The organism is Gilliamella sp. B3023 (assembly GCF_026536845.1).
GTDB lineage: Bacteria > Pseudomonadota > Gammaproteobacteria > Enterobacterales > Orbaceae > Gilliamella > Gilliamella apicola_E.
This window is the reverse complement of sequence record NZ_JAFNNH010000010.1, coordinates 1-14,211: the sequence shown is the minus strand read 5'-3', so window position 1 is coordinate 14,211 and position 14,211 is coordinate 1. Positions and strand designations below refer to the sequence as shown.

The 14,211-nt window shown below is 38.8% G+C and carries 11 protein-coding genes and 1 pseudogene; 5 read left to right on the top strand and 7 right to left on the bottom strand.

Going from position 1 to position 14,211, the window contains the following annotated elements:
* Positions 1 to 166 precede the first annotated feature (166 nt).
* From J3U16_RS07400 to fdrA, 6 genes are all read right to left on the bottom strand, one after another.
* Positions 167 to 1,438 carry an MFS transporter gene (locus J3U16_RS07400; RefSeq protein WP_065733979.1) on the bottom strand — a complete coding sequence of 424 codons (1,272 nt, stop codon included), beginning with the start codon at positions 1,436 to 1,438 and terminating at the stop codon, positions 167 to 169.
* 192 nt (positions 1,439 to 1,630) lie between these two features.
* The gene (locus J3U16_RS07395) at positions 1,631 to 2,863 is read right to left on the bottom strand and encodes a pyridoxal-phosphate-dependent aminotransferase family protein (protein WP_267342786.1); all 1,233 of its coding nucleotides are present in this window, start codon (positions 2,861 to 2,863) and stop codon (positions 1,631 to 1,633) included.
* A 50-nt stretch (positions 2,864 to 2,913) separates the two neighbouring features.
* On the bottom strand, positions 2,914 to 3,837 hold the full coding sequence (allS, locus tag J3U16_RS07390) for an HTH-type transcriptional activator AllS (protein ID WP_065562976.1): 924 nt from the start codon (positions 3,835 to 3,837) through the stop codon (positions 2,914 to 2,916).
* Between the two features lie 3 nt (positions 3,838 to 3,840).
* Entirely contained in the window at positions 3,841 to 4,767 is a 927-nt protein-coding gene (locus tag J3U16_RS07385; RefSeq protein ID WP_267342784.1) for a DUF2877 domain-containing protein, read from the bottom strand.
* 3 nt (positions 4,768 to 4,770) lie between these two features.
* On the bottom strand, positions 4,771 to 6,030 hold the full coding sequence (locus J3U16_RS07380; RefSeq protein ID WP_065562974.1) for a DUF1116 domain-containing protein: 1,260 nt from the start codon (positions 6,028 to 6,030) through the stop codon (positions 4,771 to 4,773).
* Positions 6,031 to 6,041: 11 nt separating this feature from the next.
* The gene (gene fdrA / locus J3U16_RS07375) at positions 6,042 to 7,709 is read right to left on the bottom strand and encodes an acyl-CoA synthetase FdrA (RefSeq protein WP_267342782.1); all 1,668 of its coding nucleotides are present in this window, start codon (positions 7,707 to 7,709) and stop codon (positions 6,042 to 6,044) included.
* A gap of 398 nt (positions 7,710 to 8,107) precedes the next feature.
* Between fdrA and allC the strand changes: the two genes are divergently transcribed.
* From allC to allD, 5 genes are all read left to right on the top strand, one after another.
* Entirely contained in the window at positions 8,108 to 9,334 is a 1,227-nt protein-coding gene (gene allC, locus J3U16_RS07370; protein ID WP_267342781.1) for an allantoate deiminase, read from the top strand.
* Between the two features lie 12 nt (positions 9,335 to 9,346).
* Entirely contained in the window at positions 9,347 to 10,567 is a 1,221-nt protein-coding gene (locus J3U16_RS07365; RefSeq protein ID WP_065733976.1) for an MFS transporter, read from the top strand.
* A gap of 109 nt (positions 10,568 to 10,676) precedes the next feature.
* Positions 10,677 to 11,456: a (S)-ureidoglycine aminohydrolase gene (gene allE / locus J3U16_RS07360; RefSeq protein WP_220225963.1), complete on the top strand. Its 780-nt coding sequence runs from the start codon at positions 10,677 to 10,679 to the stop codon at positions 11,454 to 11,456.
* Positions 11,457 to 11,476: 20 nt separating this feature from the next.
* Entirely contained in the window at positions 11,477 to 12,373 is an 897-nt protein-coding gene (locus J3U16_RS07355) for a carbamate kinase (RefSeq protein ID WP_267338750.1), read from the top strand.
* Between the two features lie 23 nt (positions 12,374 to 12,396).
* The gene (gene allD, locus J3U16_RS07350; protein WP_065562620.1) at positions 12,397 to 13,446 is read left to right on the top strand and encodes an ureidoglycolate dehydrogenase; all 1,050 of its coding nucleotides are present in this window, start codon (positions 12,397 to 12,399) and stop codon (positions 13,444 to 13,446) included.
* 210 nt (positions 13,447 to 13,656) lie between these two features.
* Here allD and J3U16_RS07345 read toward each other — a convergent pair.
* A pseudogene (locus J3U16_RS07345) lies at positions 13,657 to 14,211 on the bottom strand (hypothetical protein); the annotation flags it as partial.

Sequence of the window (14,211 nt, the reverse complement as noted above, 5' to 3'; positions counted from 1 at the left end):
AATTAATGCTTTTATAGAGGCTAAAAACCCCGCTCCTCAACTTTTTTACGTTTAAAAAATGCACGGTTAAAAAATTAAATTACTTTTAGAATAAACAATTCATCAAAGAAAAAATACTCAAACCAAGTTTGAGTATTTTCCCAATATATCTCATCATGTAGATTAACTAAATATTCATTTTTTTAATGAAAAAGGTCAATACCGCTGAGCTTATTAACGCGATCACCATAAATAAGAAGGCGTGGTTGTAGCCTCCGTTGGCGTTGTCGATAAGGAAGCCGATGATGAATGGTGATAATACGCCTGCAACTTGTCCACCAAAGTTGACAATACTTGAGGCTTTGCCCATGATTACCGGCGGAATCATATGCATTAGCATTCCCCAAAAGATAGCAAATGCGATAAACATAAAGAGTGCTGATACGCATTGGAAGACTATAGCAGCCTCAAGATTATCGACTTGGAACATTAAGAAAAGAAATATCCCAGAGATAAAAGCGGTTAAACCATATACATATTTTAATTTTTGTTCGAACTTATCAGCAAAATAGCCACCAACTAAGGTCCCTAATGCACCAAATAAGAATGGGATTGCAGCTAAGATACCGGTTTTGGAGAGCGATAATCCTCTTGCCTCAAGTAAATAACTTGGTAACCATGTGGTGAATCCCCAAAATGTGATATCAAATAAGAACCAAATTAGCGATAACTTCCAGAGTATTGGCATTTTCAATACATCTATTAACGAAGACGAGCTCTCTTCGACTGAGACATTATCGTTGATTATTTCTAATTCTTGCAGTTCATCAGCACCAATCAGACTATTTTCAGATGGATTATTGCGAATAAACTTATAGATAAAAAAGCCTAATATAAAACCAGGAATACTTAAGATGATAAATACATCGCGCCAACCTAACCATTCAATAATGGCAACTGCCACAATTACAGATATTGCTGGTCCTAATGTGTTGACGGAAGATTGAATTGCTGTTGCTCGTCCTCGTTCTTTGGCAGGAAAATAAGTGGCGATAGTTTTCCAAGACGAAGCTGGGAAACAACCTTCACCGGCACCAAACATGAAGCGAGTCAGTAACATTAATGGCAATACATAAATTAGACCGGTAAAAAGCGTAAACATCGACCACCAAATAATGGCAAAAGCCATCACTTTACGCGGACCAAATTTATCTGATAAATAACCACCGGGAATTTGGAACAGTGCATAACCAATAAAAAATGCACTAATAATTGAACCTTGTACAGTTTTATCGATACCAAGATCATGGCCAATAAACGGCAATGATACATTCATTACCATACGATCAAGAAACGAAAGTAACCAACCTGACCATAATAGTAATAAAATGGTATAACGCCCTTTCCATTTTTTTTGATTATACCCAGAGGTAGGAATTTTAGTATTCAATTTATTCATAAAATTTCCTTAAATAATATCATCCCAATTAACTTAAAGTTAACATTTTTGCTACTATTTTAAATTTACTCTATTTTTAGAGTAATTTGTTGACATTTTGACCAACAAATTACTTCGTTCTAAATTAAAAGCTCAAAAATCCAATGGGTATAATTCCGCTCACTTCAGTGAACTTTTATTATTATTTAATTATTAGCTGTTATAAACGTTCCAGGCAGCTTGTAAACCAGCCCCTTGTACTGTTTTAAAACCAACTCGATTTAACACAGCTTCAAACGCGGTTAATGTTTGCATGACACAAGATTTTCTAGCATTATAGCCCATAGTACCAATACGCCATACATTGCCTTTAAGCGGACCGAATGAAGCACCGATTTCAATACCAAAATCATTTAACATTAAATTGCGAACTTCAAGGTCATTAATATGTTCCGGACGAACCACACCAACGACATTATTCATTTTATGATCGAGATCGCCAAACAGCTCAAGTCCCATAGCTTGTAAACCAGCAACCATTGCAGCCCCATTAACGCGATGACGCTCAATCACGTTATCTAAACCTTCTTGTAACACAATTCGAGCACATTCGCGTGCAGCATAAAGCATTGAGGTCGCTTCAGTGTGGTGGTTGATACGTTCAGAACTCCAGTAACGGATAATCATATCGATATCAAAATAGTTAGAATAGATCATCTCATCTCGGCCACCCGCATCATTTTCAGCACGAATACCCAGTTCAACACATTTACGAGCTTGAATAATTTCGACCATTTTTGGACTTAAAGTAAGAGGAGCAACACCTGGAGGTCCACTTAAACATTTTTGTAAACTCACTGAAACGCCATCAAGTTGCCATTTATCAACTTCAAGTGGGTTACCCACAATCGAAGCAGTTGCATCGACATAAGACAACACACCATGGCGACGACAAATTTCACCAATTTTATCCAATGGTTGCAATAATGTGGTTGAAGTGTCACCTTGCACGCAAAGTAATAGTTTGGGTTTGACTTTTTTGATAGCATCTTCAATAACATTAGGATCAAAAACTTCACCCCATGGCACTTCAATAGTATGCACATCAGCACGACAACGGTGGGCAATTTCACAAAGTAATAAACCAAAACGACCAAATACGGGTACTAATACTTTTTCACCCGGTTTAATTGTTGACACAAGAACGGCTTCAATACCGGCTCTTGCAGTACCATCAATAACAAAAGTTTGCTCATTTTTGGTTTTAAAAATATCTCGATAAAGTGACATAGTCTGATTCATATAATCAGTCATAACTGGGTCAAACTGGCCAATTAAAGGTGCAGCCATCGCTCTAGTGACACGAGGATCAGCATTGATTGGACCTGGTCCCATTAATAGTCGCGTAGGCGGATTAATTTGGTCATATTTATCTAGGTCTAACATTATTTTTTCCTTTATTAATATCGAGTTAATTGTTTGAAGATTACACTAACTCATCTTCTCTTATCTATATTTTTCAAAAAATTATTGGCAATGGGATGATGAAACTTAAACAGATTAACAATTTCATTCATCACTTTGCCCATATGCGATTTTTTCCATGCTAATGACAATGGCGATGGCTTACGTTCATTAACCACTTTACAGGCAATCAATTCACCTGAATCTAAATAAGATTGGCAGATTGATTTGGGTAAAAAACCAATACCTAATCCTCTTAAATGACAAGCCAACTTAGTGGTAATATTTGGCACAATAATCTCAGATTGGCTAGGTAATAACCAAGCCACTCGTTTATTCATATGCACAGAGGTATCTTCAACATTAATTGCCGGATACTTACGTAAAGTATCATTAGATAACGCCCCATCAATTTGGGTGATCGGATGATTTTTGGCTGCCACAAACACCCAACTTACTTCACCAAGAGGTAGTATATTAATCATCGTATCAAGCGATTCAGTGCCTGTTGCGCCAATCGCTAAATGGCACTCACCATGCAATAACGAATCCCACACTCCCATATAAACTTGTCGATTTATATTGAAAGTAGTAAAAGGGAATTTCTCTTTTAAAAACGTCAACAAATCGGCTACCGCCTCAACATCATAGAGCAGATTATTGATGGTAATATTAATTTTTCGCTCAACACCATCACGAATCTGTTGTAACTCATCAGGCATGGTTGATAACCAAAGCAACCATTGGCTACATTGCTCATAAAGATGTTGCCCTGCCAGCGTTAGTGTCACAGTCCGTGTGGTTCGTTCAAAAAGTTGAGTATTAAGATCAGCTTCCAATGATTTAATACGATAACTAATTGCTGCTGGTGTTTTGTAAAGTAGCTTAGCCGCTTTTGAAAAGCTATTGCTCTCAACTACTTTAATAAAGGTCCGCATGGTTTCTGTATCTAGCACGATTTAATCCCTTAAAACAAAACGATCAATACCTAACCATATACCAAGTAAGAGATCGGATCCAGAGGTGTGACCATAATTCGATAAATTTTTTATTGATGAATGGTGATATTTATGTTGTGCAAATGAATTAATCACTTGTAGCACCAACAACGAAAATTTACCTTGCAGTGCATAAGTCAAAAAACTAGCACTAACAGTTGTGGTTAACAAATGTAATGACAAACGCTCAAAGGCGAATTTAAGCTGTCGAATTTGATTGTCAAAACGGCAATCGCTTGAGATAACCGCCAACATCCCCACGATAATATCATCAAAACTTGGCGTTAAACCCGGTCCTAAGCCAATAAATGGCGTAATATCATCTGCTTTACCATTCATCAAATTAGTCATGGTATTACATAATAATTCGAGTTGATATTGACCCGATAAATTGTCGCTTAATTTACCAAATAAGCCGGTAGGATTTTCTATCTCTTTCAATAGATTAGCAATTTGTGATTTATTAACTAATGAATGTTTTTTTACATTTAATTGACAAACATGCGTATCAAGTGAAATTAAAAAAATCCCAACTTGCAAATCACCCGTAGCCGATTGATAAATAGATAAATCACTAACTAACGACAAAACATAATCAAAATCAGACGATTTAAGTACAATGCCCATGGGCGACAAACCGCTGTTATAACGATGTATAGTAATTAATTGCTGATCATCATTGATTAAATTAATCGTTTGCTGATGAGAACTAAAGAGCGACAACTCACCCGCTTTTATCGGAATATCCGCACTAACTAAAAGTGGTTTGATAATATGAGATGCTTGCGACAAACCACGCTCTTGCAAATAATCAACAGCGGGGATAGTAAGTCGCTGATTATTTAGCGACTTATTTAAGCATTCATCATCTACATACATCAAACTCATAGCCTATACGTCTAATTTTTTTGCTAATGCCTCGAGTGCTTTTTCAAAACAAGCTAACGGTGCTCTAACTGTACCTGCACCAATTTGGCCCACTCCTGCTTGTTTATGGGCAATACCAGTATTAATTAATGGCGTGATCCCGGTTTCGACAACTAAACGAAGATCTAAGCCTAAACAGCATCCTTGGAAATTCCATGTAGGAATTTGGAATAACATATTATGTTCTAAATAGATTTCACTCATCTCTTCAGATACTTCATATGCAACATCCGTGCCACCGGCACCAACAAAGCGAGTTACCCCTGGCGCTGCAACCATAGCCGCCCCGCCTATACCAAAGGTTTCAGTAATAGCACTATCACCTATATCTGGGTTTGCATCTTTTTGTGAATAACCAGTAAAGAATAGGCCTTGTGGAGTATTAACTGGCGCGGTAAACCACTGATCGCCAAGACCACTGACTTTAATACCAAATTCTTTACCATTACGCGTCATTGCTGTAACAATAGATCCCTCTTTAATTTGCGCTGCGCTATCCATAATTGATTTACAAAATGCCATAGCAACATTTAAGAAGAACTGATCTGTCACGCTTAAAAAGCTAAAGATTTTCTCCATTTCCGCTTTACTACGATCAAGTAAAATTAATTTTGGTGAAAGCGTTCTTAATAATAATGCTGAAGCGGCAATATTACGTTGATGGAATTCATCACCCATTGTAATAGCTTGTGCCATCAAAGCGGTTAAATCGATACCATTATCAAACAGTTTTAATGCATCATTCAAGGCTGGCCCTAACGACTCTTTCATCCAACGATGACGGTCTAAAACCTCCTGACCATAAGCACCAAAACGCATCACTTTACCAATACCTTCATTTAAATTGCAGTAAGCACGATTACCATGGGTAATGTTTTCAACCACAATCATTGGCATATTGGCTGACGTAATTCCTCCCATTGGACCAACTGCATTAACAGAATGGCAAGGGATAAATTCAACTTGGCCTGACTCTAACAAATGCAAAGCTTGCTTCTCATCTTGAGCCCAGCCTTCAAACAAGCAAGCACCAATACAAGCACCTTGCATTGGCCCAGTCATATCATGCCAAACAATCGGTGGTCCAGCGTGAAGTAATTTTTTACCTTGCGCCAAGGTTGGTACAGCTTCTTTGGCGGATATAACGCCTACCCAATGAGGTCTAGCAGCTTTAATTCGTTCAATAATTTTTTGGTTTGCTTCATTTATTGCAGTACGTAACATATCAAAACCTCTTAATTTAATTTTTGCAAAATAGCCGCTAATTTTTTATTACCGCCGGCTATTGGCGCCCATTGATAATGCACAACAGGAATATTCGATGATTGAAGATCTTCAGCAAAACTTCTTAAACCAGCATTAATCACACTAATATGGCTTAATAAAGGATATGGTTTAATGAAATTATTTGAGTTAACCGGTGTAATCAGTTTTTTGGCTAACAAAATAGCTTCCGGTAAATTATTCATTACAACAATATTCGCTGATTCTAACGCTTCAATTTGCTTACTACGACATTGCGGATCTTGCTCTGAACCAGTCACGGTTGCGATAGCTATCAGTGGATGATTATCACCTCGTTTAGCACAGGCTTTTTGATAACCTGAAATGACTGACTCAGCCGGATTGGCATTTGCGCCATAGCCAATAACCAAATCAACAAGTAATACACCTACGTCGTGATTTTCACCAAGCTGAGCAATTTTATCTTCGCGAATAGATGGATCAATCATAGGATGAGGTTTACCTACAGTGTAAAAATCATCACCTAAATCAATAATTTTATGCCCCTGTTGATCTAACATAATCCCTTTATCGTGATGATGACTGGTAGTGAGATTTAGTTCTTGAGCAAGCAACATCGCCGCTTCTGAAGCTAAGGTACCGCCAGTGTATAATCCTGTAATCGTTTTATTGGCTAAATTAGGCAACTTATTCGCTATCGCTTCAACTGGACTTAATAAACAGGCTAATCGAGCTGCTTCATCTAATGTGCGTGCAAAATAGATATTATCGTCTTGAGGTTTATCGATTTTCGAGCCCAAAAATAAAGCCACCACCGGTTTAGGGATTAACTTCATGGCTGAAATCACTTTTTCCCGCACACTGTCTGCTGGCGGTTTAGAAATAAAGGTAATCACTTGTGTATCAGCATCGGCAGCGAGCATATTTAAGGCAGTAAGCGCACTAATCCCCCCGACTTCAAGCGACAAATCACGCCCACCCAAACCGATAGCTTGCGTAATACCTTGATTCAATAGAGCGATTTGTGAAACCACTTCTTGAATACCCGTACCAGACGCCCCAATTACCCCAATATTCCCTTTAGGAATAACATTAGAAAACGCTAAGGGTGCCCCCGCGATAAAGGCCGTCCCACAATCGGGGCCCATCACAATTAAATCTTTTTTAGACGCTTTAGTTTTTAAACGGATTTCATCTTCGATTGATACATTATCAGAAAAAATCATCACGTTCTTATTATCATCTAAAGCTTGATCAGCTAACTCAGCGGCGTACTCCCCAGCAATCGAAATTAACACTAAATTAGCATCAGGTAATTTTTTCGTTGCGCTAGCTAAACGCCTTGCTTTAAGTAGTTTTGCACCACCTTGCTGAGCTTGAGCGATATTTTTTAGTGCATCCTCAAGTTGTTGACTAATCAACTCGACAACATCATTAGAATCATCTTTGGTTTTAATCGCGACACAAATATCATTTGGCGTTGCATCATTAAAACTATCACTCCAAAAACCTGTTGCGGTTAATAAAGATTTATTGGCAGGAGTACCCATCATGACAGATACTTCATCAACCTCATCAAGATTACTCAGTTTTTTTGATATCAACATCAAACTAACAGAATCTTGAAAGCTTCCCTTTTTTATAAAAGATTGAATCATGAGAATAGGCCCCTCAAATAGGATAAATACTGTTAACTTTGAACCTCATTAAGCTCATTAAAAAAATCTAATAGTTAGATTATATTTATATATTACGGAAAAAATAAACAATAAGCAGGTTATACATCACAAAACATTAACGATATCAAAAATATAATATTATTTAAAATCAGTATCATAAAAGATTGTTAAAAAATTTTTTATAATAATAACTACTTAATTTAATTAAATTTCACAAATATAAAAAAGCTAGTTTGATCACATTATTATTTGATATTAATAGTATGGTAAACAAAAAAAACATTTAAAATGATCCGTAGTATCGACACGATATGTGCGGTTAACATTAAAAGCAAAATGTTAACGATGATGGAGTTTTAAATAGCAGGTAAATATTTATGAATATTTTATATGATGATGTTGCTAATGCAGTTAAATGGATATCGAGCTTTGGTGGTTTAGAACAAGGCGGAACAACTCGATTACTTTATACTGAACAATGGCTTACTGCCCAAAATGCAATTAAAGAAAAACTCTCACAAATTGGCATGAACACCTATTTTGATGATATTGGTAACTTATATGGTCGATTTGAAGGCAGTAAATATAAAGAACAAGTCATCATGTCTGGCTCGCATGTTGATACCGTTGTTAATGGTGGCAAACTTGACGGCCAACTTGGCATCATTGCAGCTATGCTTGCCATGAAATACCTAAAAGAGAACTACGGCCAACCATTACGAACCTTAGAACTTATCTCCATGGCAGAAGAAGAAGGTAGTCGCTTTCCTTATGTCTTTTGGGGAAGCAAAAACGTATTTGCCATCGCCAACAATGATGATGTTGCCGATATCGAAGACAACAATGGCATTAAATTTGTCGATGCGATGAACAACTGCGGATTTAAATTTAACACCCAAAAAGCACGAACCGATATCAAAGCCTTTTTAGAGTTACACATTGAACAAGGAGGCGTACTTGAGCGGGAAGAAAAAAGCATAGGGATTGTAACCAGCATCGTTGGACAACGTCGTTACAACATCCGCTTAATAGGTGAAGCAAATCATGCGGGCACCACACCAATGAGTTACCGTAAAGATGCTATCTACGCTTTTAGCCGAATTTGCAACGAATCCATTAACAAAGCAATTAAAGTGGGTGATCCATTAGTATTAACCTTCGGTCATGTTGAACCAAAACCCAATGTGGTTAACGTCGTTCCGGGGGAAGTGATGTTCACAATAGATTGTCGTCACACTAACCAAGAAGAACTTAAAAGCTTTACCGAAGAGATTGAAGCTGACATGATCCGCATCGCCAAAGAACTAGGCCTTGAGATCGAAATAAATCGTTGGATGGATGAAGCCCCAATTCCAATGGATGACAAACTCATAAAAATGCTCGAAAACATCTGCAACCAAGAAAAACTAAGCTATCGCGTAATGCATAGTGGTGCCGGTCACGACTCACAAATTTTTGCACCACGAGTACCGACCGCCATGTTATTTGTACCAAGCATCAAAGGCATCAGCCACAACCCTGCTGAAGATACTAAAACCGAAGACTTAGTTGAAGGAATAAAAGCATTAACTTATGCCCTTTACCAATTGGCTTATCAAGAATAATAAGGAATTAAAATGACAGAAAAAAAAGGTGGCATACAGTACTGGCATAAAATCGTCGCTTTATTATTCCTCGGTTGGTTAGTGATGTGGATTTATCGCCCCGTATTAGCAGCGATTTTTCCTGAAATTCAACAAACTGTAGGACCACAATCAAATACTGAGCTGGGCTTAATTGCTAGCTGTTACTTTTTTTCCTACACCTTAATGCAAATTCCAGCTGGGATCTTAGTTGACAAATATGGTAAAAAAGCCGTCGTGATTCCTGGCTTCATACTCTTTACCATTGCCGCTATCATGATTGGTAATGCACACTCAATGATGATGATCTATATTGGTAGCTTACTGGCAGGTCTTGGTTGTGGCTCTTACTATGGTTCTGCTTGGTCACTATCAGCCGAAAATATTCCAGCTGAAAATCGTAGTTTCGCCTCTGCCATTATCAACACTGGTGCGGCGTTAGGTATGGGCGTTTGCTTATTATCCACCAGCTTCTTAGTTAAAGCGTTGGATATGCCATGGCAATATATGCTCTATATTATTGCGGCTCTAACACTCTGCTTAATTGCTGGATTTGCAATTATCATTAAAGAGCCATCGATTAAAAGCGTCATCACCCAAAAACAGAAAACGGAAACGGCGCCGAAAGAAAAACATAACTTCTTTAGTAGCCCAATGGTGGCTTGTTACATTATGTACTTTGCAACATGCTATGGCTATTACATGGTGGTAAGCTGGTTACCCAACTTTCTTGAAACTGAACGAGGCTTTACTGGCGGAAGCATTGGCTCTGCATCATCTTTAGTCGCATTCGCCGCTATTCCTGGCGCACTTGTCATCAGTAAAATCTCGGATAAATTTCGTGCTAAACGACTATTCTTTATTATCGTATTAGAACTGCTTTCAGCCGGAACACTATTTATGGCAGTCCAATCATCCACCATCACCTTATTACTGATGGGATTAATCCTCTATGGATTATTTGGCAAGTTTGTTGTTGAACCGATTCTAATATCTCACGTGGCTGAAATTGCCCCAAAAAGCAGTTACGGCACAGCATTTGGTGTATTTAACTTCTTTGGCATGAGTTCATCAGTGATAGCACCACCATTAACTGGATTATTAGCGGATATAACAGGAACCAAAATTACGGGGTTCTATGTAGCTATTGCAATCTTAGTTATTGCAACAGCATTATTCTTTTTAATTAATTTGCGTAAACACATAACCAACTGATTCACGCAAAAGCATCGACTATTTATCGATATTTGATAAATAGTCGAAAAAAGTAGTACTCACGGCAAACCTTGCCTAAATCTAAAGCATATGTTCCAAGGAGATCATTATGGGATATATCAATAACAACATCGGCTACCCAAAAGACCTATTAGCGTCCCGCGCGATAATCAAACGTCATAATTTTGCCTTAATACCGCCTGATGGCTTAGTTAAAAATATCATTCCCGGTTTTGAAAATTGTGACATCACCATCTTAGCCACACCTAAACTAGGAGCATCCTTTGTCGATTACCTTGTCACCATGCACCAAGGTGGTCAAAACTTACAAGGATTTGGGGATGATGATATTGAAGTATTTGCCTATGTGATAGAGGGTGACGTCAACGCAAAAGCCAATGACCAATCACACCGTTTACAAACTGGTGGCTACATCTACTGCCCCGCTGGGGTTAAACTCTATTTACAAAATATGACCGCTTCATCACGCTTATTCCTGTACAAACGTCGCTACAACCCTATTTCCGGTTATCAAACACGTGTGATTGCTAATCATATTCAACAACTAGAGCGCATGAATTATGAAAATATGGATAACGTATTTATACAAGACCTTCTCCCCAAAGAACTCGGTTTTGATATGAACTTCCATATTCTTACCTTCCTACCGGGTGCAAGTCATGGCTATATCGAAACCCATGTACAAGAACACGGCGCCTACTTACTTAGTGGTGAAGGTATGTACCTACTTGATAACCAGTGGATACCGGTTAAAAAAGACGACTACATCTTTATGGGAGCCTATGCGCTACAAGCGTGTTACGCTGTTGGCCAACAACCACTGAGTTATATCTACTCAAAAGATTGTCATCGGGATGTGGACATCTAAACAAAAATAAAGGACACCGTATGGAACTAATAGTTATTGCATTAGGTGGTAATGCGATTTCAAAACGAAATGAATTACTCTCTATTGACAACCAATACCAAAACATCAACAGCACGACCCAATTTATTGCCAAATTAGCCAATAAATATCGACTTGTTATTGTTCACGGCAATGGACCACAAGTTGGATTACTTGCTCTACAAAATGCCAGCTACCCAAGCGTACCCGCCTACCCGCTCGATGTCCTTGTTGCTCAAACACAAGGCATGTTAGGGTATATGATACAGCGAAGCTTACAGCAATATGTCAACCAAGTGACCTGCGTATTAACACAAGTCGAAGTAGACAGCAACGACCCATCATTCAAAGATCCAACCAAATTTATAGGCCCAGTATATCAACCTGAAGAACAACAAAAACTACAAGCCCAATATGGTTGGCAATTTAAACAAGATGGCAAATACCTAAGACGCGTTGTTGCATCCCCAAAACCGAAAAAAATTATCGAACTTAATACCATCAAAGAGCTAATTAACCAAGATACCATCGTCATCTGCAATGGTGGGGGTGGAATTCCCGTAATAAAAGACAAATCGGGTTATAAAGGTATCGAGGCGGTTATCGACAAAGATCATAGCGCCGCCCAACTGGCAATCGAACTAAAGGCGGACCACTTAATGATATTAACCGACACTGACGCCGTATATGAAAACTGGGGCACACCTGAGCAAACCGCTCTAGGCAAGGTTGATACCAAACGAATACAACCAATGGCAATCGATGATGGTGCTATGGGACCAAAAATCAAATCCGTTATTGAATTTGTCGAACAAACTGGCAATACCGCCTATATTGGCAACTTAACAGATATCGAATCGCTATTAGCACAAACAAAAGGCACTATCATCACCAAATAGCGACTATAGATAGGAGTGATAAAATGAGACTAGACAGACAAACACTACACAACTTAATTGCCAAAAAACTACATAAAGCTGGATTAACTCAAGAGCACGCCGATATTGCTGCCGATACGCTTGCATTTGCCGATGCACGAGGCATCCACTCGCATGGCGCCGTACGAGTTGAATATTATGCTGAACGCATTGCAAAAGGAGGCATGACTCACTCCCCCAATGTCACCTATAAAGAAACCGGTCCATCATCAGCAATATTAGATTTTGATAACGGATGCGGATTAGTTGCCGCTAAAGTTGGTATGGACAAAGCCATAGAAATGGCGAAGAAAAATGGCGTTGCCGTAGTCGGAATTCGTCGAATGTCACATAGTGGCTCGCTTTGTTACTTTACCGAAATGGCAGCTAAACAAAACTTAGTCGCCATATCCATGTGCCAATCTGACCCAATGGCGGTTCCATATGGTGGCGCGGAAGAATTTTTTGGAACCAACCCAATCGCATTTGCAGCACCAACGAACGACGAAAGGATTGTCTCATTTGACATGGCAACCACTGTCCAAGCTTGGGGAAAAGTCTTATACGCCAGATCAAAAGGCGCCTCCATTCCCCCAACATGGGCGGTTGATGAACATGGTGAACCAACAACCGATCCCCACAAAGTAAACGCCCTACTACCAATAGCCGATGCCAAAGGTTATGGACTAATGATGATGGTCGATGTACTTTCAGGCATATTACTTGGCTTACCATTTGGTAAAAACGTGTCATCAATGTATGCGGATCTATCCCAAGGGCGCAACCTTGGTCATCTGCATATTGTGATCAACCCACAATACTTTGTTGGACTCGAAATCTTTAAACAAACCATGTCAGCTATGCTTGACCAACTAAAACAAACCAAACCAGCCAAAGGCAATAGTGAAATCTTCTTTCCAGGCGAAAGAAGCAAAAAACGTGAAGCCGATTACTTAAAAAATGGCATAGAGATAGTTGATGATATCTATAATTATTTAATTAGTGATGATATTCATTACAATCGTTATGATCATAAAAATAAATTTGCCGAATAATATCAAGGTTTCAAAAACCCCGCTCCTCAACTTTTTTTAAACCTCTTAAAAAATCCGCCTCAAATGAGGCGGATGACTTATCGCTTTAAAACAACAATATCGTTTTCTATCACTCGATAGGCGTTGACTCTTAGTTTACTTTTAATGACTTAATACTATTTTTAATTACCCCCATCCCCGCCCTAAGGATTAAGGACGAAGGAATAAAAACTAAGAGGAGCAAAGTGTGGAGTTTTCGTAGAAGTTCCAACGCACGTAACCGTCTTTTATGCCCACGGAAAAGTGTTCATAACCACGCAGGTCACTAGTCCAGTACCAAACGTAGTAGTTGTTGAAGCCAGCGCCTGAATAATCAGGCATACGACCCCACTCAGCTAAAAAACCAGAACCTATATGACGCATAAAATAATTACCCCGTGAGGAAGGGGTGGCGCTAGGTACGACTGCATCTGTACGAACTGCATTGGTTAAATCCTCTACGCGAGGCAGACGACGACCAATACTATTACACCAAGATAAAGCAGAAGAATAATTTGTCCTCGCAGGACTGTTGAAGAACCACTGCTTCAAAGTAAAACCATATTTGACGACAGGAGCACCATTAGTATCACGACCGACCAACTCGAAAGTCTGAGGCAAAGAAAGACTAGCGCTAGGACCAGTTAAAGTAACACGAACGTTTGTAGCTGTAGGATTAGACATTGTGACTGTGATACCACCCAGAGAAACAGGAGACCAAGACAATGGCTGACTTACACCTCTAAT